Below are 20,142 nucleotides of genomic sequence, written 5' to 3'. Positions count from 1 at the left end.
CTCACCGGGCGGCGCTGATGCGCCAGGGTCCGCTCGCCGGCCGGTATCCCGCGGTGGCCACCATGGTCACCCTGGCGCTGATTCCTTACCTGGCACTCTCCGCCGCGGTCGATCCGCTGGTGCCGATCATCTCCGAGCAGCTGAACCTGTCGGCGCAGACCATGAGCCTCGGCTTCGGTCTGGGCAACGCCGCCTATGCGGTAGGCACAGTCCTGGCCGTGCAGTTCGCCCAGCATCTGCCTCAACGCAGGATGCTGCTGGCCTATGCGGTCGTCCTGGTGGTGGGGTCGGTGCTCGCCGCGGCGGCGGTCAACGGGGCGATGTTCATCGGCGGCCACATCCTGCAAGGCCTGGCCACCAGCATGCTGTTGATCGCCGCGGCGCCGCCGCTGACCATCGGCTTCCCGAGGGACAAGCTGCGGCATACGGCCGTGATCATGAACATGTGCGTGTTCGGCGCCGTCGCCCTCGGCCCGTTCATCGGCGGCGCGCAGGCCGAAGCCCTGGCGTGGCGGCCACTGTTCTGGATCATCGCGGCGATCGCCGTCGGAGCCCTCGTGATGGCCGCTTTGACGTTCGAGGACGCACCGCCCGCCGACCTCGATGCTCCCCGGGACCTGCGGGCCATCGGCTTGGCGTCCGTCGGCTGCGCCGCCGCGTTCATCGGTGCCGCACAACTCACCAGCCACGAATTCACCGACCCGGTGGCGATCGTGCCGATGTTGGGCGGGCTGGCCCTGATCGTGGTGCTCATCGTCTACCAGTTCCGGTCCCGCCGGCCATTGCTGACCGTCCGCACCATGCTGACCAGTTCGATCCCCGTCGCCGGTGTCGGCCTGGCATTGTTCGCCGCGGCCGCCTCGGTGGCAGCGACGGCCCTGACGGCCCAAGTGTTCATGCAGACCTACAGCCCGGTGCAGGTGGGCCTGCTGTACCTGCCCGAACTCGGCGGAGCTGTGGTGATGGCCTTCGTGTTCGGGTTCGTCATCTCCCGGCGGGCCATGCACTACCTGCCCCTGGTCGGCATGGCGCTGCTGGCGGCAGGCATCGTGGTGTTCCGGTTCGCCATCCCCGCCAATCAACCGTTGGCACTACTGGCCTCGGCGCTGACCGGGCTGGCATTGGGCGCCACGGTGGCCCCCGCATTGTTCGTCGCCGGTTTCTCGCTGCAGTCCAACAGCCTTCAACGCGTGTTCGCGATCATCGAGTTGTTGCGAGCCGTGGCCGCCTTCATGGTCGCGCCGATCTTCGCGCATTTCGCTGCCAGAGCGGCCGGCGGTCTGACCGCAGGCGCGGGCGACGCCCTGTGGATCGGATTCGGACTGGCGGTCGGCGGCGCCGTCTTCGGGGTGGCCGTCTATGCGCTCAGTGGCGCTCGGCCCCAGACGCCCGATCTCGACCAGTTCCTCGATGGTGAGTCGCCGGCCTGGTACTCGCCGCCGCTGTTGGCCCGGTTGCGGCCCGGCCTGACTGCGCCGGCCGTGACGCCCGACCTGGCCCGTCCCGTCGCGCGGCCCGAAGCCGCCGCTGCTGCGTCCCCCGGGCCGGTGCTGTTCGCCTACGACGGGTCGACGCGCGCCGCCTCGGCCATCGAGCAGGCGGCAACCGAGCTGTCGACCGAGCGCGACGCCCTGGTGGTGTGCGTGTGGCAACCCGTCGACGTCGGATTCACCCCCGTCGAGGCGACCCATTTCGACGCCGACCAGGCCACCGAGGTTCGCCGCGCGGCTGCGCAGACGGCGGCGCACGGCGCGTCGCTGGCCACCCGCGCCGGCTTCCGGGCCCGCAGCGTGGCCGTCGAGGCGGCACCGATCTGGAAAGGCATCGTCGAGACCGCCCGCGACCACAACGCGAGCCTCATCGTGGTCGGCCCGCACCGGCGCAGTGGACTGCTGGGACACCTGGAAGGAAGTGTGGCCGGCGCCGTCGTCGCGCATGCCTGCACACCGGTCCTGGTCGTCCCGGAGCAGCACAGCGATCAGGCGTTGTCCCGCAGGTAGTTCCGCAGGTTGTCCCGGAGCGTGGAGACCCCGCGCTGCATGGTCTTGAGTTCATCCAACGAGAGCCCGGTCGCCGCCACGAGGTCCATCTCGAAGGCCTCCTCGCGGAGTTCGCGGCCGGCGTCGGTGAGGCTCACGATGACCTGGCGCTCATCGCCGGGGTCGCGTTGCCGGGTGACGTAGCCGAGAGCCTCGAGCTTCTTGAGGATGGGCGTCAGCGTGTTGGACTCCAGGAACAGCTTCTCCCCCAGGCTGCCGACGGTCTGGTGGTCCTGCTCCGAGAGCGCCACGATGGCGATGTACTGCGTGTACGTGATGCCCTTGGCGTCCAGGATCGGCTTGTAGGCCTTGCCGTACGCCAGATTGGCCGAGTAGACGGCAAAGCACAGGAAGTCCGAGAGCTGCGGGGGACGAGGTGCCATGCCGAAATTATATCGGATCCGATTCAATCGGATGGGATGGAATTCGGAACATCCGGCGTTCATCTCTAACGCATCCACTTGGATCCAGACATCCACCTAAGGAGATCGACGTGACCACCAGCCAGACCGACAACGTCCTCTACACCGCCCAGACCCACACCACCGGCGGGCGCCAGGGCGAGTCCTACAGCTCCGACGGCAACCTCGACATCCAGCTCACCCCGCCCGGCGGCACCGGCACCGGCACCAACCCCGAGCAGCTGTTCGCGGCAGGCTGGTCGGCGTGCTTTCTGAGCGCCATGGGCCTCACCGCGGGCAAGCACAACGTGAAGCTGCCCGCCGAGACCGCAGTCGACGCCGAGGTAGACCTGCTCAACACCGACGGAGCGTTCTCCCTGCGGGCGCGGCTCAACGTCACCATCCCGGGTGTCGACCGGGAGACCGCACAAGCCATCGCCGACGACGCGCACCAGGTCTGCCCGTACTCGAAGGCGACCCGCGGCAACATCGACGTCACCATCAGCGTGGGCTGACGCTGGTAGCGCGTCGAATGGCCACTTGTTGCACACTTTTCGGGCAATCGCGTGACACAAGTGGCCACTCGGCGGCCATCACCGGCCGGGGTTACTCCTTCATGTCCAGCACCGGCGTCGGCCGCTGGAATCCGCGGGTAACTCCGGCCAACCACACGAATCCCACCGCCAGCCAGCACAACCCGACGATCAGCGTGACCCCGGACAGACTCGTCCACAGCCACACGGTCAGCAGGAAGCCGATCAGCGGCAGGACGAGGTTGCTGACCACCTGAATGCCCTCGCGCTCTCGTAGGTCGACGAAATAATGCTTGATGACCGACAGGTTGACCACCGAAAATGCCACCAGCGCACCGAAACTGATGAGCGAGGCCAGCGTGGCCAAAGAGATCGTGGTGGCCAGCAGCGACACGACCGACACGGCCAGGATCGCGTACACCGGGGTGGCGAACCGCGGCGAGACGTAGCCGAAGATCGGGCGCGGCAGGATGCCGTCGCGTCCCATCGCGTACAGGATTCGGGCCACCGAAGCCTGTGACGTGATGGCGGATCCGAGCGCACCGGCGACGTAGGCCGCGGTGAAGAAGGTCTGCAGGAACTGTCCGCCCGCGGTCAGCATCAGGTCAAGCGATCCCGACTCGACGTCGCCGAACTGATTGGACGGGAACACCAACTGTCCGAGATACGACAGCACGACGAAGATCACGCCGGAAACCAGTGTGGCGATCATGATCGCCTGCGGCACAGACCGTCTGGGCTCCTTGGCCTCCTCCGACAGGGTGGACACCGCGTCGAAACCGAGGAACGACAGGCACAGGATCGCCGCGCCGGCCAGCACGGGGCTGAATCCGGTCGCGGTACCGTCGCCACGGAGCGGCGCCATCAGGTCGAGCATGCCCAGGCTGAACACCTTGGAGGTGGCCAGCACCAGGAACGTCACGATGAAGATCGCCTGCACCGCGATGATGACGAAGTTCGCCCTGGCCACCGACACGATGCCGACAATGTTGAGCACCGTCACGATGGCGATGGCCAGCACGACGAACACCCAGGACGGAATCGCGGGCAATGCTGCATGCAGATAGATCCCGATCACCAGGTAGTTGATCATCGGCAGGAACAGGTAATCCAGTAGCAGGGACCAGCCGGCGAGGAATCCGACCGGGGCGCCGAAAGTCTTCTGCGTGTAGGTGTATGCCGACCCCGCGACCGGGAAGGCGACCGCCATCACCGCGTAGGACCGGGCGGTGAACACCATGGCCGCCAGCGTCACCAGATAGGCGACCGACAGCCGGCCACCGGTGGTCTGGGTGACGATGCCGTACGTGGTGAACACCGTGAGCGGCACCATGTAGACCAGACCGAACAGCACCAACGACGGCAGCCCCAGGGCGCGCCGTAGCCGGCCCTCGGTCTCTTCAGCCACATCGGACATGACAGTTCCTCTCATTCCGCGGCCGAATAGACCTGCGTGCCCTGCAGATAGGTGGCGCGCACCTTCAGTGCCGGGAGTTCCGACGGCGGCAGATACCGCGGATCGCGGTCCAGCCAGACCAGGTCAGCACTCGCGCCGGGGACGATGCGGCCCCAATTCTCTTCCGCGAAAGCCTGATACGCGACGGCCGTGGTGTACGACGTCAGCGCGTGCTCGATGGGGAGGACCTCCTGCGGGGTCCAGCCGCCCACCGGCTCACCCTCGGAAGTGCACCGCGACACCGCGACCGCGATACCGTCCAGCGGCGCCCCCGAAGACACCGGCCAGTCCGATCCGAACGCCAGTGCCGCACCGGAACTCTCCAGCGTGCGCATCCGGTACTGGCGGTCGGCCCGTTGGGTTCCGAGCCGGGGAATCGTGAGCACCGTCATCAGGGCGTCCATCTGCGCCCACAGCGGCTGCATGTTCGGGATGACACCCAGCTCCGCGAACCGGCCCAGATCGTCGTCGTCCACCAGCTGGGCATGGGCGATCACGGGCCGGCGGTCCCGCGGACCGTTGTGCCGCGCAACGTATTCGATGGCGTCCAGGGCCTGGCGGACCGCGGCATCGCCGATGGCGTGGATGTGGATCTGCAGACCCAGCTCGTCCACCCTCCTGGCCGCCTCGGCCAGGGTGTCGCCCTCCCACAACTGCATGCCGTGCGAGTGCAGGCCCGAGCAATACGGCTCCAGCAGCGCGCCGGTCTCGTTCTCCACCACGCCGTCGGCGAAGAACTTCACGGTCTGCGCGGTCAGCAGCGGCGAGCCCGCGGCCTGAACCCGGTCCCTGGCCGCTGCGTATTGCGTTACCTGCGTGTCGAAGTGGCGCGGATCGGCATAGAACGCCAGATTGAACCGCATCCGCAGGGCGCCCTGCCGGACGGCCGCGAGGTAGGTGTCGAGCTCGGCCGGTTCGACCCAGGCGTCCTGAACCCACGTCACGCCGCGGGCCAGGTAGTAGTCGGCGGCCGTACCCAACGCCGCGACCCGGACGGCCTCGTCACGGGCCGGCATGACGGCGGTGATCAGATCGGTGGCGCCCCACTCGCGCAATGTGCCCAGCGGCGTGCCGTCCTCACGGCGCGGAATCTCACCGAGCACCGGCTCAGGCGTGTCAGCGGTGATGCCCGCGCGCTGCAACGCAGCCGAATTGACCCAGAAAGTGTGGTAGTCCCAGGCGCGCAACACCACCGGCCGGTCCGGGACCGCCGCGTCGAGCCATCGCGCGTCGAACAAGCCATCGGGGGCGAGGCTGCCGTCGTACGACGCGCCCACGATCCACTCCTGATCAGGATTCGCGTCGGCGAACTCCTTGACCGCCGACACGATCTGCTCGATCGACCGGCAGGGCCGAACCGCGGGGCCTGCCGACTCCAGACCGCCGAACAGCGGGTGGGCATGACCGTCGCCGAACGACGGCATCAGGAAGCCGCCTTCGAGGTCGATCTTCCGATCGGCCGTCGACGCCGATGCGTCGTCACCCACTGCCTGCACCACGCCATCGCCGACCAGCAGCGCATCGGTGGTCATCGTGGGTGTCCAGATGACACCGCCATGGAACAGAGTGGTCATGCGACTCCTAAAGCGAATGGAATTCGTTTATTCTGTGACCCAGACCACCAAGTTGGCAAGCGGTGGGACGAAATCAAGGGGGAACAGGTCATGGGGCGACCATCGACACCGATCCTGTCAATGGACCGGATCACCAGTGCGGCAATGAATCTCGTCAACACAACCGGTGGATTCACCATCCCCGAACTGGCCCGCAGGCTCAAGGTCAGCCCGTCGTCGCTGTACAACCACGTGTCCGGACGCGAGCAGATCGTCGAACTGCTCCGCGAACGGGCCATGTCGGAAGTCGAGTTGCCCGACGTCGACGCCGACCGGCCGTGGGCCGAGATCCTGGCCGACATCATGCGCTCGTACCGCAACAGCTTCGCCCGCTATCCGCGGCTGATTCCCCTGCTCACCGCCCACGCCGTCAACAGCCGCCAGGCGCTGACGATGTACAACGCGTTGGCCGTCACCCTGACCCGCGCCGGGTTCAGCCCCACCGACACGCTGCGGACCATCACCCTGGTCGACAACTACGTGCTGGGGTCGGCCCTCGACCTCACTGCCCCCGACAAACCGTGGGAGTCCGGGGATCCGGTCGGTCCGGAGTTGACCGCCGCGCTGGCCACCGGCGCGCCCCGGCCGGCGCGTGCCGACGATGCCTTCGAATACGGTCTGGCGGTGCTCCTGCGCGGACTGGTCCGGACCTGACCTACCTGACCGCGAAAAGGCGACTATCCGCCGCAGCGGTTGCGGAAATCAGTCGCCGGTTGCCGGATACCCGTCAGCTCTGCCTTGATCTCCGGCTTGTCCTGGAGGTAGACCCGCACCGAATCGGCCATCTGCTCGTTGGACTGCCCCTTGAGGCTGGTGAAGAACGCGTTGACGTCCGGATGGCTGAACAGATATGCCGAGGTGGCCGCGCGGACCCCGGCCATCACACCGGCCAGGTCGGCAGCGGTGCAGTTCGGCCCTTCCGCTGCGGCGACGGGCGCACCAACGGCCAAGAGCGACAAGCTGATTGCGCCGGCGGCGATCACACGGGAGAACATCGTGGCTCCTAAGTCGACTCGGATAACTGAGCTGAGGCTCACGGACGCCCGGGGCGCCAACCGCCGCCACCGCCGCCGCCACCGTTGTCAGGTCGGCCGGGGTCGAGGTTGATCTCGAGGCCCCAGTCACCGCAATACCAGTCGTTGGCACACGGATACGGGTAGTAGGGACCGGCCTTCGGCGGGGTCGGACCCCCGCCGCGGACGTTGCCCTGCGCGCACACCGTCGAACCGCCGGCATCGACACAATCAGCGGCGGCCGGCGGTGCGGAGGCGACGGCGATCGGTACAGTCAAACTGGCCAGGCCGAGTAACACTGGACGCCACATGCTCCGCATGACCACTCCTCAGTAGGTCCCCGTGAGTCGAGAATAATTCCCGGGGGACGCCCTATATGCGGGATCGACAATAACCGGTCCCCTGCCAGGATGCACCTCGTTCGTAACCGGTTGTATTCGCACAGATCGCAAGGCTCCCCGGCGGTTTTGGAGCTCTCTAGCCTGACGCGCGTGAACGAAGACTGGCTGGCCGTGATCGTCGGCCTCACCCTACTGACCCTCGTGCTCGTCGGTGCCATCCCCGGCAGCGTGATCCCATGACCAGCACCGAGGAACGCTCCGAAGAGCGCTCATCGAAGCTCGGTTACGCCGTCGCCGGCGTGCTGGTGGTCATCGCACTGGGCGCAGCGACCCGATTCCTGGAGACCCAGGTGCCCCACTGGGCCGCCGGAACCCCGTTGGCCAAAGTCGCCAAGTCAGTCGAATTCCCGGTCTACGCAATCGCTCTCGGCCTGATCGGCAATGCCGTCTTGGCGAGGTTCGCGCTCCGTGACGTGCTGTCGCAGGGCTTTCGCACCGAGTTCTTCATCAAGACCGGCCTGGTCCTGCTCGGCGCCTCGATCAATCTCAAGGTGCTCGCCACCGCCGCGGGGCCCGCGATCATCCAAGCCCTGCTGCTGATCTCGATCGTCTTCGGGTTCACCTGGTGGCTGGGCGGACGACTCGGACTCGACGACAAACTGCGGGCACTGCTCGCCTCGGCGGTGTCGATCTGCGGGGTGAGTGCGGCCATCGCGGCCGCAGGTGCCGTCCAGGCTCGCAAGGAGCAACTGGCCTACGCGGCGTCGCTCGTCATCGTGTTCGCCCTGCCCTCGATCTTCCTGCTGCCGTGGCTGGCCGACGTGTTCGGGCTGTCCGACGCGGTCGCCGGGGCCTGGATCGGCGGCAACATCGACACCACCGCGGCCGTGGCCGCGGCAGGCACGATCGCCGGTGAGCACGCGCTGCAAATCGCCACCATCGTCAAGACCACACAGAACGCGTTGATCGGCATCGTCGCCATCGCCCTCACCGCCTACTTCGCCTTGAAGGTCGAGCGCCAGTCCGACACGCCCGACCCGACGGTGGCACGTCCGTCGCTGCGCGAATTCTGGGACCGGTTCCCGAAATTCGTCCTCGGCTTCATCGCCGCCTCGGTCGTCGGCACGCTGTATCTGCAGTTCGCGGCCGACGGCAAGGCGGCCATCGCGACGGTCAACGACCTGCGGACCTGGTTCCTGATCTTTGCCTTCGTCGCGATCGGCCTGGAGTTCTCGCTGCGCGGCCTCAAGGAGGCAGGCTGGCGGCCCATCGTGCTGTTCGCGGCGGCGACCGTGGTCAACATCGTGGTGGCGCTCGGGTTGGCCTCCCTGCTCTTCGGCGGTTTGTTCGGCAGCTTCGGCACGGGGTAGCCGTTACCCTGGCTAAGTGCCGACAACCTGGTCACGGCGAGGGTTTTTCACGGTCACCGCTGCGATGGCCCTGGTCGCCGCATGTAGCACGCAAAAGCCCGGCGAAGTCAGAAAAGACGGTTCGGTAACCGTCCGCCACCTCTTCGGCGACACCAACATCCCCGGACCGCCGAAACGCGTGGTGAGCGCAGGGTTCACCGAACAGGACGACCTGCTGGCCCTCGGTGTCGTCCCGGTCGCCACGACCGAGTGGTTCGGGGGCGAGCCGCACGCGGTGTGGCCCTGGGCGCAACCGAAACTCGGGGGCGCCCAGCCCGCCGTGCTCAGCCTGACCGACGGCATCCAGGTCGACGAGATCAAAGCGCTCAATCCGGACCTGATCGTGGCCACCAACGCCGGACTCGACGCCGACACCTACGCCAAGCTGTCCGAGATCGCGCCGACCATCGCGCAGTCCGGCCCCGACGCGTTCTTCGAACCGTGGCGCGACCAGGCCACCCTGATCGGTCAGGCGCTGTTCCAGAACGACGCGATGACTGGGCTGATCGCCGGGGTGGACGACAGGTTCAAGACGGTGGCCACCAACAACCCGGGATTCGCCGGCAAGAAGGCCATGCTGCTGGCCGGCACCTTGTTCCGCGACGGCGTGCAAACCCAGACGGGGTGGCGCACCGAGTTCCTCACTCAGATGGGCTTCGTCATTCCCCCGACACCGGAGCTGATCCCGCGCTCAGACTTCGCCTCGGTGCTCGACGCCGCCGACGTGCTGATCTGGACCACCGAGAGCGATCAGGAGCGCGACGCCCTGCTCGCCGACCCAACGATCGCCGAGTTGCGGGCAACCACCCGCAAGCGGCACGTTTTCACCCCCAAAGACCTGGCCGGCGCCATCGCGTTCGCCTCTCCGCTGTCCTACCCCGTGGTGGCCGACCAACTGCCGCCACTGCTCAACCAGGCACTGACCTGACAAGATGACCGGGTGACAAGCACCAAGGAACACTCCGAGCACCGCGGCACCGCCATCGTCGGCTCGGCCTACTATCCGGTGCTCGTCGCGGTCTTCACGGCACTGGTGATCATCTCCAACGTCACCGCCACCAAGGGCGTCGCCTTCGGCCCGATCATCGGCAACTGGTCGATCATCACCGACGGCGGCTTCATCGTCTTCCCGCTCACCTACGTGATCGGCGACGTGCTCTCCGAGGTGTACGGGTTCAAGGCCGCGCGCCGCGCCATCTTCCTCGGATTCTCGATGAATGCTCTTGCCGCACTGGCATTCTGGATCACCATCTATCTCCCAGCGGCGGACTTCTACACCAATCAGGAGCACTTCGAGAACATCGTCCACGCCTACACGCAGCTGATCGTGGCGGGCCTGGCCGGGTTCATCGTCGGGCAGACCATCAACGCCTGGGTCGTCGTTGCCATCAAGGAACGAACCAAGGAGAAGCACCTGTGGGCCCGCCTGGTCGGATCCACCTTCGCCGGCCAGCTCGGTGACACCCTGGTGTTCTGCGGCATCGCGGCCAGTGCGATCGGGATCAGCACCTTCGGCGACTTCGTCACCTACACCGCGCTGGGCTGGGTCTACAAGACCGCCGTCGAGGTGATCATGCTGCCGATCACCTACCGCGTGATCGCCGCGATCAAGCGCCGCGAGCCCACTTATCAGGCCGCCGTTTGAGGCTTCGATAAGGCACCTCTGGCAAGGTTCATAGAGCGGGCGCTTTCTTAGCTACTCGCGGGTAGCTTCAGGTCATGAGTGTGACATCAGAGGTGATGGACGCGGGACCGAGCCTGAACCCAGGCACCGCCCGCGACTATGGCGATCAGGCTCTGCTGCTCGAGTTCGACAGCACTGCCGATGTTTTGGTGTGGACCGCCACGCTCACGGCGGCCCAATTGCTCGGTGTGGTCGATATCGTGCCGGCCTCCCGCACGATCTTGATCAAGCTGGCCGATCCCCGCTATCAGGCACCCACCCGCCAACGCCTGGGTACGTTGCGGCTGCAGCCCGGAGCGGCACCGGTCCGGCCCACCGGCCAGGCTGACGTGACCATCGACGTGGTCTATGACGGCGACGACCTGAACGACGTCGCGACACTGACCGGGCTGACCCCGGACGAGGTGATCGCGGCGCACACCGGCACCCCGTGGCAGGTGGGCTTCATGGGCTTCGCCCCCGGATTCGCCTATCTCGTCGGCGGCGACACGCGACTACAGGTGCCGCGCCGGGCCGAGCCCCGCACCAGCGTCCCCGCCGGCGCGGTGGCACTGGCCGGCGAGTTCAGCGGCATCTACCCGCGGCAGTCGCCCGGCGGCTGGCAGTTGATCGGACGCACCGACGCGGTGATGTTCGACGTACATCGGGACCAACCCGCGCTGCTCACCCCCGGTACGTGGGTGCAGTTCCGGGCCATCGGCTAGTCGGCGAGGAGGACATCATGACCACCAGATTGGAAGTGCTGCGCACCGGACCTCTCGCACTGGTCGAGGATCTGGGCCGCCCCGGAATGGCCCACCTCGGCGTCACCCGCTCGGGTGCCGCCGACCGTCGGGCCCACACCCTGGCCAACCGGCTCGTCGCCAACCCCGGTGAACACGCCACCGTCGAGGTGATGTTCGGCGGCTTCTCGGCCCGGGTGGTCGGCGGGGACGTCACCATCGCGGTCACCGGCGCGGACACCGACCCGGCCGTCAACGGAATCCCGTTTGGCACCAACAGTATTCACCACGTGCACGACGGTCAGGTGATCTCGCTGGGCGCCCCGCACTCGGGGCTGCGCAGCTACCTGGCGGTACGTGGCGGCATCGCCGTCGAACCGGTGCTGGGTTCGCGGAGCTACGACGTGATGTCGGCGATCGGGCCGGCCCCGCTGCAGCCCGGCGACATCCTGCCGGTCGGCGAACACACCGCCGATCTGCCCGAGACCGACCAGGCACCGGTCGCCTCGATCACCGACGACGTGCTGGAACTGAATGTGGTGCCCGGCCCGCGGGACGACTGGTTCGTCGACCCCGACGTCCTGGTGCGCACCAACTGGCTGGTGACCACCCACAGTGACCGGGTCGGGATGCGTCTGGTCGGCATGCCGCTGGACTACCGCTGGCCCGACCGCCAGCTGCCCAGCGAAGGCGCGACGCGCGGGGCAATCCAGATCCCGCCCAACGGTTTTCCGGTGATCCTCGGGCCCGACCACCCCGTCACGGGCGGCTATCCGGTGATCGGCGTGGTGACCGACGAGGACATCGACAAGCTGGGTCAGGTCCGGCCAGGGCAGACCGTCCGGTTGCACTGGGCGCACCCTCGGCGACCGTTCGAGGGCTAGACGTCTGGACCATTCCGGTCGTCGTTTTCCACGTCAGGGTCGCGATCCCGGCGATCAGTGACCCAGGTGTGGAAAACGGCGCCCGGGGAGCTCGGGCTGTCCGCTGGACGGCCCGCGACGTAGCGCCCGCGACGTGGGGACCGACGTAGAGACACCGGCGCGCCGCGCTGGTAGAACAAGGGTGTGCCTTTCCAGGATGTCAGCACGCCCGTCCGAGGCGGGATCCTGCATACCGCTCGACTCGTTCACACCGCCGATCTCGACCACGAGACCCGCGAGGGCGCCCGGCGCATGGTCATCGAGGCGTTCGAGGGCGATTTCACCGACGCCGACTGGGAGCACTCGCTCGGCGGCATGCACGCCTTCATCTGCCACCACGGCGCCCTGATCGCGCATGCCGCCGTGGTGCAGCGGCGGCTGATCTACCGCGACACCGCGCTGCGCTGCGGCTATGTGGAAGCCGTGGCGGTGCGCGAGGATTGGCGCGGTCAAGGCCTTGCCAGCGCCGTCATGGACGGCGTCGAGCAGGTGCTGCGCGGCGCCTACCAACTCGGCGCACTCAGCTCGTCGGAGACCGCCAGGGACATCTACATCGCCCGCGGCTGGGTGCCCTGGCAGGGGCCGACGTCGGTGCTGAAGCCGGCCGGGGTGACGCGCACGCCCGAGGACGACCGTTCGTTGTTCGTGCTCCCGGTGGACCTGCCCTCCGGGATGGAACTCGACACCACCGCGGAGATCACCTGCGACTGGCGCGACGGGGACGTCTGGTAACCACCCGAAGCACAGGCTCACACCGCTGCCGTGCGGCGGGTGAGCGGAATTTCACGGCCGGGTCACCGCGGGGAGCGCCTGCGCAATAATCGCTTCCTACTTTTGCGCCATGCCCACTCTGCTGAAGTCGAATCGCATCACCAACTGGGATCCCGAGGACACATTGGCCTGGGAAGCCGGAAACAAATACATCGCGCGACGGAATCTGATCTGGTCGGTGTTCGCCGAGCATGTCGGCTTCTCCATCTGGTCGATCTGGTCGGTCATGGTGCTGTTCATGCCCGAGGCCGTGTACGGCTTCTCGGCCGGGGACAAGTTCCTGCTGGGCGCCACCGCCACCCTGGTGGGCGCCTGCCTGCGCATCCCCTACACGCTGGCCACCGCCACCTTCGGCGGCCGCAACTGGACAGTGTTCTCCGCCTTCGTCCTGCTGATCCCCACGGTGGGAACCATGCTGTTGTTGGCCCATCCGGGCCTACCGCTGTGGCCCTACCTGCTGTGCGCGGCCCTGGCCGGCTTCGGCGGCGGCAACTTCGCCTCATCGATGACCAACATCAACGCCTTCTATCCGCAACGGCTCAAAGGCTGGGCACTGGGGCTCAATGCCGGCGGCGGCAACATCGGTGTCCCGATGATCCAGCTGGTCGGCCTGCTGGTGATCGCCACCGCGGGTAACCGCTCGCCGTACTGGGTATGCGCCGTGTACCTGGTGGCGCTGGCCGTGGCCGGAATCGGCGCAGCGCTCTACATGGACAACCTCGAGCAGCACAACATCGACCTGGGTGCGATGAAAGCCATTCTGACAGAACGGGATACCTGGGTGATCTCGCTGCTCTACATCGGCACCTTCGGATCCTTCATCGGCTTCGCCTTCGCGTTCGGCCAGGTGCTGCAGATCAACTTCGCCGCCGGCGGCCAGACCGCCGCCCAGGCCTCTCTGCACGCCGCGCAGATCGCCTTCGTCGGCCCGCTGCTCGGCTCGCTGTCCCGGGTGTACGGCGGCAAGCTGGCCGACCGGGTCGGTGGCGGCCGGGTGACCCTGGCGGTGTTCGGCGGCATGATCCTGGCGGCCGGCCTGCTGGTCGCGATCAGCATGGTCGACGATCACACCACGGGGGCGGCCAACGGCCTGATGATGGCCGGTTATGTCGTCGGGTTCATCGCCCTGTTCCTGCTCTCCGGCCTGGGCAACGGCTCGGTCTACAAGATGATCCCGTCCATCTTCGAGGCCCGCAGCCACTCGCTGCAGGTCAGCGAAGAGCAGCGGCAGCGGTGGTCGCTGTCGATGTCGGGGGCACTGATCGGGTTCGCCGGCGCCGTCGGCGCACTGGGTGGCGTGGGTATCAACCTGGCGCTGCGACAGTCCTACCTGTCCAGCGGGTCGGCGACCGCCGCGTTCTGGATCTTCCTGGTCTTCTACATCGTGGCCTCGGCGTTCACCTGGTTCCGTTACGTCCGGCGGCCGGCTGCGACGGCCGTCACAGCAACCCCGGCGGAGCGACATGCCGAGGCAATGGCCGGGTAATCACTTGGAAACACGAGATGCCTTCACTGGATCCATGAACGAGCCCGACTGGGCACCGCTCACAGGTTTTCGTGTGGCGGTGACCTCCGCCCGACGTGCCGACGAGCTGAGCGCGCTGCTGACCAGACGTGGCGCGACGGTGACCAGCGCGGCCGCCATCACGATGGTTCCGCTGCCCGACGACGAGGAGCTGCGCGCCCACACCGCGTCGCTCATCGACGTCCCACCGGACATCGTGGTGGCGACCACCGGGATCGGGTTCCGCGGCTGGTTCGCCGCGGCCGACGGCTGGGGCCTGGCCACCGAGCTCACCGACGCGTTGAGCAACGCCCGCATCGTGTCCCGTGGCCCCAAAGCCACGGGCGCGCTGCGCGCCGCGGGCCTGCCCGAGGAGTGGTCGCCGGAATCGGAATCCTCCCGAGAGGTGCTGCGCTACCTGCTCGAACAGGGCGTCGAAGGAAAACGCATCGCCGTGCAGCTGCACGGGGCCACCGATGAGTGGGATCCGTTTCCCGAGTTTCTCGATGAGCTGCGGGCCGGGGGCGCCGAGGTGGTGCCCATCCGGGTGTACCGCTGGCATCCCGCGCCGCGGGGCGGCGAGTTCGACCAGATGGTCACCGGGATCGCCGAAAGGCGCTTTGATGCAGTCAGTTTCACCTCAGCCATGGCGGTGGCGTCGGTACTGATGCGCGCCACCGAGATGGATATCGCCGACCGGGTGCTGGCGGCGCTGCGTACCGATGTCCACGCCATGTGCGTGGGCCCGGTGACCGCTCGGCCACTGGTCCGGCTCGGTGTTCCGACCTCGGCACCCGAACGAATGCGGCTGGGCGCCTTGGCCCGCCACATCACCGACGAACTGCCGCTGCTGCAGGCGCGCACCGTCCGGGTCGCCGGTCACACGCTCGAGATCCGGGGTACCTGCGTTCTGGTCGACGGCACGGTCAAGTCGCTGTCCCCCGCCGGGATGGCGACCATCCGCGCGTTGGCACACCGTCCGGGCGCGGTGGTGTCTCGGTTCGACCTGCTCAGCGCACTGCCCGGCACCGGAACCGATACCCACGCGGTCGAGACCGCCGTGCTGCGGCTGCGTACTGCCTTGGGAGACAAGAACATCGTGTCAACGGTGGTGAAGCGGGGTTACCGGCTCGCCGTCGATGACCCCGAGATGGCCCCGGCGCAATGAGCCTGGTCCTCGTCGCCCACGGCACCCGCAAGCCGGGAGGCGTCGCGATGATCGGCGACCTCGCCGCGCGGGTGTCCGACCTGCTGGGCCGGCCCGTGCACGTCTCCTTCGTCGACGTCGTGGGCCCGACCCCGAGCGAGGTTCTCGCAACGCTACCGACAGACTGCCCGGCGGTGGTGGTGCCCGCATTCCTGGCCGCCGGATATCACGTCCGGGTCGACGTACCCACCCACGTTGCGGCCAGCGGACACCCGGCCGTCACCGTCACCCAACCCTTGGGCCCGTGTCAGGGAACGGTCCGGGTCCTCGCCGATCGGCTCATCGAATCAGGATGGCGGCCAGGTGATTCGGTGATCCTGGCGGCAGCAGGAACATCCGACAGAGGGGCCCAGTCCGACTTGCGGCGCACCGCGGCCCTGCTGTCAGCGATGACCGGCGACCGCGTAGAAATGGCCTTCGCCGCGACCGGTGCGCCCACCGTTGCCGAAGCCGTCGCCGCGCAGCGCCGCCGCGGCCATCGCCGCATAGCTGTGGCGTCCTACCTGCTCGCCGACGGGCTTTTCCAGGACCGGCTGCGTGAATCCGGCGCCGACCTCGTGAGTGCCCCACTGGGCACCCACCCCGGGATGGTTCGGCTGATTGCCAACCGGTTCCGCCGAGCAGGGGTACTGAGCCTGCCTGCCGCGGCGTGAACGGATCGACCGCGCGATGAGCGGGCCGGCCGTGCCCGCCAGCAGGAGTACACCACCGGCGCCCGCCACCGCGAAGAACGCCGACCGCCGGGTGCCGACCAACGCCGAACATTGCTCGACGTAATCACTGGCCATGAATCCCGGCCCGGCGAGCGTGTGCTGGTCCAGGTTGAGCTGGTCCTGTTGTGCGGCCACGCTGTAGTCCGGCCGCGCTCCGTTACCGCATGGGATGGGTTGACCGGCGCGATCCACGGCATTCAAGGCCAGGGGTATGAAAGTTGCCCCGAGTGCGCCCAGCATCGCCGCCGCCCCCACCAGATTTATTACCGAACGCGCAAACATCCCTTGTCAGCCCCTCTGACGCCGCTTCCTTGAGAGGGAGTCTAAACACACCCAGCGAACTATTCTAGTTAGCCAGAGAGAGGCTCACCACAACTTTGGAAACTCTCCCGGGGGTGCAAATCTGGCAAATTTCTGCGCGAAACCACCTCTGTACAGGTGTTTGCCTGAGTAACCAGCCCGCGAACGTTTGCCGGCGGATCAGCGCGTCAGATAAGGCCCGAAAACTCAGCTATCGTTATCGCGATCATCGAGCGATTAGGTAGGAGCAGAGACAAAGGTGCAGGTGACAACACCGGCGGGCGCAGCCCGTCGAGACGACGCGCGCGGCAGTGCGACCCGGTAACCGGGTCCCGGCCGAACGTCTGCGTGAACACCTGCTGAACACTCTGGAACGCACGTCTCGGCCGATGACCACTGCCCAGCTACGTGACGACATGCACGAGCACTTCCGTGCACCGGTCGTAATCGAGTCGGTGTACCGCAATCTGACCGTGCTCGAGCGCCGCGGCGCAGTGGAACGCCGCAAGCTCCAGGGGCGCGACGCCCACTGGAGCCGGGCGACCGATCAGGCGGAGATCTGAACAAGCCCGCCAGGGGTGATGCGGGTCCGGTAGACCGGAATCGACACCGCATCGTCGTCGAGGCAACTGCCGTCGTCGAGCGCGAATGCCTGCTTCTTGATCGGCGACTGCACCGTCGCACGGCCGGCACGATCGCCCACGATCCCGCGGGAGAGCACGGCTGCGCCGGAGAACGGGTCGATGTTGCCCACCGCGTGCAGGGAACCGTCGTCAAGCCGGAAGAGCGCCGCCTGCGAACCGTCCGGAAGCAGCACCGCGACGCCTCGGCACGGCATCAGGAAGTCGTACCGGCAGGCTGTCGTCCACTCCCACGGCGCGGCGGCGTTGACGTCTTGGTGGTCGTCGAGCAGTGTCATTTCGCCTCCTGGAATCCGCGGACCTTGGGCATACCGATATCAGTGGCGCCTGGCACCTTGCGGCCGCCGCGCTCGGTGAACGTGATGGTCGGGTCGTCCACGTCGGGTGCATTGACGAACGACACGAAGCGCGACAGCTTCTCCGGATCGTCCAGGACGCCTTTCCACTCGCAGGCATAGCCGGCGACGTGTCGTTCCATGGCCGCCTCGAATTCGGCTGCCAGACCGAGGGAGTCGTGGCACACGACATCACGCAGATGGTCGAGCCCGCCATCCATGGCCTCCAGCCAGGGAGCGGTGCGCTGCAGCCGGTCGGCGGTGCGGATGTAGAACATCAGGAAGCGGTCGATGTAGCGGATCAGCGTCTCGTCATCGAGGTCGCCGGCCAGCAACTGGGCGTGCCGTGGCGACATGCCGCCGTTGCCGCACACGTAGAGGTTCCAGCCCTGTTCGGTGGCGATGACGCCGACGTCCTTGCTCTGCGCCTCGGCGCATTCGCGGGCGCATCCCGAGACCGCCATCTTGATCTTGTGCGGTGACCGCAGACCTCGGTACCGCTTCTCGATCTCGACGGCCATGTTCACCGAATCCTGTTGGCCGTAACGGCACCAGGTGCTGCCGACGCAGCTCTTCACGGTGCGCAGCGACTTGCCGTAGGCGTGCCCGGACTCCATGCCGCCTTCGACCAGACGCGCCCAGATCTGCGGCAACTGTTCGACGCGGGCGCCGAACATGTCGATCCGCTGACCGCCGGTGATCTTGGTGTAGAGGTCGAAATCCCTTGCGATCTCACCGATCAGGATCAACTGCTCAGGAGTGATCTCGCCGCCCGGCGACCGCGGCACCACCGAATAGCTGCCGTTCTTCTGGATGTTGGCCAGGAAGTGGTCGTTCGAATCCTGAAGCGAGGCCTGCTCACCGTCGAGCACGTGGTCGGAGCTGGTGGATGCCAGGATCGACGCGACGGTGGGTTTGCAGATGTCGCAACCCTTTCCGGTGCCGAACTTCTCGATCAGGCCGGAGAAGGTGCGGATCTCGGTGGCGCTGATGATCTCGAAGAGCTCGGCGCGGGACTGGGTGAAGTGCTCGCACAACGCCTTGGACTGCTCGACCCCCTCGGCCTCCAGCAGCTGCTTGAGCAGCGGCACGCAGGAGCCGCACGAGGTGCCGGCCAGCGTGCACTTCTTGAGACTGGGCACGTCATCGCAGCCGCCGCAGATGGCGTCCTTCAGATCTCCCTTGGTGACGTTGTTGCACGAGCAGATCTGCGCGATGTCGGGCAGCGCGGCCACGCCCAGCGCCGGTGCGTTGCCGTCACTCACCGGAGCGATCAATGACAGCGGGTCTCCGGGAAGTTCGCTCGCGACCATCGGGCGCAGCACTCCGTAGGCCGATGCGTCACCGACCAGGATGCCGCCGAGCAGCGTCTTGGCGTCATCGGAGAGCACCAGCTTGGCGTACGTCTGCTTGACCGGGTCGTTGACCACGACCTCCAGGCAGTTCGGCGTAAGCCCTTTGGCATCACCGAAACTGGCGACGTCGACGCCGAGCAGCTTGAGCTTGGTGGACATGTCGGCGCCCGGGAACTCCGCCTCGCCGCCGAGTAGGCGGTCGGCCACCACCTCGGCGGTGGTGTAACCCGGCGCGACCAGACCGTAGCAGCGGCCATCGATGGCGGCCACCTCACCGATCGCGTAGATGCTGGGATCACTTGTGACGCAGGACAGGTCGGTGAGAACGCCACCGCGCTGCGCCATGTCCAGGCCCGCAGCCCGGGCCAACTCGTCGCGCGGGCGCACACCCGCGGCGAAGACGACCAGGCCGGCGTCGATCGTGGTGCCGTCGTTGAGCGACAGCCGCATCGAATCATCGACGTCGGACTTGCGCAGCGGCTTGTGCCGCTGTGCCGGCTGGATACTGTCGGTGCCGACCGCGGTGTGCACCTCGATGTCCAGGCCACGCATCATGCGGTTCAGCAGTGTGCCTCCGGCCTCGTCGAGCTGGGCCGACATCAGGTGCGGCGACATCTCCAGGACGTGGGTCCGCAGACCGAACTGGCGCAACGCGTTCGCCGCTTCCAGGCCCAGCAGACCGCCGCCGATCACCACCCCGACCGGTGACTTCGAGTCCATGGCGCGCTTCGCGCTGGCACGGATCGCGTCGAGGTCATCGAGCGTGCGGTAGACGTGCACGCCCGGCAGGTCGCGCCCCGGCACCGGCGGCACGAAGGCGTACGACCCGGTGGCGAGCACCAGCGCGTCGTACGCGAAGCTCTCGCCGGTGACGGTGCGCACCGTGCGGGTCTGTCGGTCGATCTCGGCGACCGCGCATCCGAGGCGCAGGTCAACCAGGTCGTCACCGGCGTAGTCGTTACCCGGCAGGGCGAGCTTGGCCCGGTCCCAGTGCTCGGTGTATCCGGTCAGCCCGACCCGGTCATAGGCGGCGTCAGCTTCCTCGGACAGGACGGTGATCCGCCAGGCACCTGCGGCGTCACGCGACCGCAACGCCTCGACGAAGCGGTGGCCCACCATGCCGTGTCCGACGACCACGACGTTCTGTGTTGACGACATATGGCGAGGTTAGGAATCCGAAGT

At 67.2% G+C, this 20,142-nt stretch carries 20 protein-coding genes; 13 read left to right on the top strand and 7 right to left on the bottom strand.

Annotated elements, in window-relative coordinates:
* Positions 1-17: 17 nt before the first annotated feature.
* The gene (locus G6N57_RS07945) at positions 18-2,000 is read left to right on the top strand and encodes a universal stress protein (protein ID WP_097925830.1); all 1,983 of its coding nucleotides are present in this window, start codon (positions 18-20) and stop codon (positions 1,998-2,000) included.
* Here G6N57_RS07945 and G6N57_RS07940 read toward each other — a convergent pair.
* Positions 1,979-2,422: a MarR family winged helix-turn-helix transcriptional regulator gene (locus tag G6N57_RS07940; protein ID WP_077739978.1), complete on the bottom strand. Its 444-nt coding sequence runs from the start codon at positions 2,420-2,422 to the stop codon at positions 1,979-1,981. The genes G6N57_RS07945 and G6N57_RS07940 overlap by 22 nt on opposite strands.
* 110 nt (positions 2,423-2,532) lie before the next feature.
* Here G6N57_RS07940 and G6N57_RS07935 point away from each other — a divergent pair, with 110 nt between their 5' ends.
* Positions 2,533-2,955 (top strand): organic hydroperoxide resistance protein, encoded by a 423-nt coding sequence (locus G6N57_RS07935; RefSeq protein WP_077739977.1) that lies wholly within the window; start codon positions 2,533-2,535, stop codon positions 2,953-2,955.
* 91 nt (positions 2,956-3,046) lie between these two features.
* On the opposite strand, the gene G6N57_RS07930 is transcribed toward G6N57_RS07935, so the two are convergent.
* Positions 3,047-4,390, bottom strand: a complete 1,344-nt coding sequence (locus tag G6N57_RS07930; protein ID WP_077739976.1) for an APC family permease — start codon at positions 4,388-4,390, stop codon at positions 3,047-3,049.
* An 11-nt stretch (positions 4,391-4,401) separates the two neighbouring features.
* On the bottom strand, positions 4,402-6,003 hold the full coding sequence (locus tag G6N57_RS07925) for an amidohydrolase (protein WP_077739975.1): 1,602 nt from the start codon (positions 6,001-6,003) through the stop codon (positions 4,402-4,404).
* 90 nt (positions 6,004-6,093) lie between these two features.
* On the opposite strand from G6N57_RS07925, the gene G6N57_RS07920 reads away from it, so the two are divergent.
* Positions 6,094-6,696, top strand: a complete 603-nt coding sequence (locus G6N57_RS07920) for a TetR/AcrR family transcriptional regulator (RefSeq protein ID WP_077739974.1) — start codon at positions 6,094-6,096, stop codon at positions 6,694-6,696.
* A 23-nt stretch (positions 6,697-6,719) separates the two neighbouring features.
* Here the strand turns inward: G6N57_RS07920 and G6N57_RS07915 are convergent, their stop codons facing one another.
* Both G6N57_RS07915 and G6N57_RS07910 read right to left on the bottom strand, forming a co-directional pair.
* Positions 6,720-7,037: a heme-binding protein gene (locus G6N57_RS07915; protein ID WP_077739973.1), complete on the bottom strand. Its 318-nt coding sequence runs from the start codon at positions 7,035-7,037 to the stop codon at positions 6,720-6,722.
* A 38-nt stretch (positions 7,038-7,075) separates the two neighbouring features.
* Positions 7,076-7,366 carry a hypothetical protein gene (locus G6N57_RS07910; protein WP_097925848.1) on the bottom strand — a complete coding sequence of 97 codons (291 nt, stop codon included), beginning with the start codon at positions 7,364-7,366 and terminating at the stop codon, positions 7,076-7,078.
* A 266-nt stretch (positions 7,367-7,632) separates the two neighbouring features.
* On the opposite strand from G6N57_RS07910, the gene G6N57_RS07905 reads away from it, so the two are divergent.
* The 10 genes from G6N57_RS07905 to G6N57_RS07860 all read left to right on the top strand — a co-directional run bounded on the left by G6N57_RS07905 (position 7,633) and on the right by G6N57_RS07860 (position 17,192).
* On the top strand, positions 7,633-8,766 hold the full coding sequence (locus tag G6N57_RS07905) for a YeiH family protein (RefSeq protein ID WP_077739972.1): 1,134 nt from the start codon (positions 7,633-7,635) through the stop codon (positions 8,764-8,766).
* A gap of 16 nt (positions 8,767-8,782) precedes the next feature.
* Positions 8,783-9,733, top strand: coding sequence for an ABC transporter substrate-binding protein (locus tag G6N57_RS07900; protein WP_077739971.1), 951 nt, complete (start codon positions 8,783-8,785; stop codon positions 9,731-9,733).
* A 12-nt stretch (positions 9,734-9,745) separates the two neighbouring features.
* A complete protein-coding gene (locus G6N57_RS07895; RefSeq protein ID WP_077739970.1) occupies positions 9,746-10,450 on the top strand; it encodes a queuosine precursor transporter in 705 nt (234 codons plus the stop codon).
* A 74-nt stretch (positions 10,451-10,524) separates the two neighbouring features.
* Entirely contained in the window at positions 10,525-11,193 is a 669-nt protein-coding gene (locus G6N57_RS07890; RefSeq protein ID WP_077739969.1) for a 5-oxoprolinase subunit B family protein, read from the top strand.
* A 17-nt stretch (positions 11,194-11,210) separates the two neighbouring features.
* Positions 11,211-12,095: a 5-oxoprolinase/urea amidolyase family protein gene (locus G6N57_RS07885; protein WP_077739968.1), complete on the top strand. Its 885-nt coding sequence runs from the start codon at positions 11,211-11,213 to the stop codon at positions 12,093-12,095.
* 183 nt (positions 12,096-12,278) lie between these two features.
* Entirely contained in the window at positions 12,279-12,866 is a 588-nt protein-coding gene (gene aac(2')-Ib / locus G6N57_RS07880) for an aminoglycoside N-acetyltransferase AAC(2')-Ib (RefSeq protein WP_077739967.1), read from the top strand.
* Positions 12,867-12,975: 109 nt separating this feature from the next.
* Entirely contained in the window at positions 12,976-14,391 is a 1,416-nt protein-coding gene (locus G6N57_RS07875) for a nitrate/nitrite transporter (RefSeq protein WP_077739966.1), read from the top strand.
* A 34-nt stretch (positions 14,392-14,425) separates the two neighbouring features.
* Positions 14,426-15,577, top strand: coding sequence for a uroporphyrinogen-III synthase (locus tag G6N57_RS07870; protein WP_077739965.1), 1,152 nt, complete (start codon positions 14,426-14,428; stop codon positions 15,575-15,577).
* Positions 15,574-16,269 (top strand): sirohydrochlorin chelatase, encoded by a 696-nt coding sequence (locus G6N57_RS07865; RefSeq protein WP_077739964.1) that lies wholly within the window; start codon positions 15,574-15,576, stop codon positions 16,267-16,269. The genes G6N57_RS07870 and G6N57_RS07865 overlap by 4 nt, the downstream gene beginning before the upstream one ends.
* A 749-nt stretch (positions 16,270-17,018) precedes the next feature.
* Complete coding sequence (locus tag G6N57_RS07860) at positions 17,019-17,192, top strand: hypothetical protein (RefSeq protein WP_234815607.1); 174 nt, start codon at positions 17,019-17,021, stop codon at positions 17,190-17,192.
* Here G6N57_RS07860 and nirD read toward each other — a convergent pair.
* Together nirD and nirB are read right to left on the bottom strand one after the other, a co-directional pair.
* Positions 17,177-17,548: a nitrite reductase small subunit NirD gene (nirD, locus tag G6N57_RS07855; RefSeq protein WP_077739962.1), complete on the bottom strand. Its 372-nt coding sequence runs from the start codon at positions 17,546-17,548 to the stop codon at positions 17,177-17,179. The two genes, G6N57_RS07860 and nirD, sit on opposite strands and share 16 nt — an antisense overlap.
* A complete protein-coding gene (nirB, locus tag G6N57_RS07850) occupies positions 17,545-20,118 on the bottom strand; it encodes a nitrite reductase large subunit NirB (protein ID WP_077739961.1) in 2,574 nt (857 codons plus the stop codon). Before nirB ends, nirD begins: the two co-directional genes overlap by 4 nt.
* Between the last annotated feature and the right edge of the window lie 24 nt (positions 20,119-20,142).

Origin of the sequence: Mycolicibacterium boenickei, from assembly GCF_010731295.1 — a bacterium.
Lineage (GTDB): Bacteria > Actinomycetota > Actinomycetes > Mycobacteriales > Mycobacteriaceae > Mycobacterium > Mycobacterium boenickei.
The sequence above is the reverse complement of the archived record's forward strand: the minus strand, read 5'-3'. Positions and strand labels throughout refer to the sequence as shown.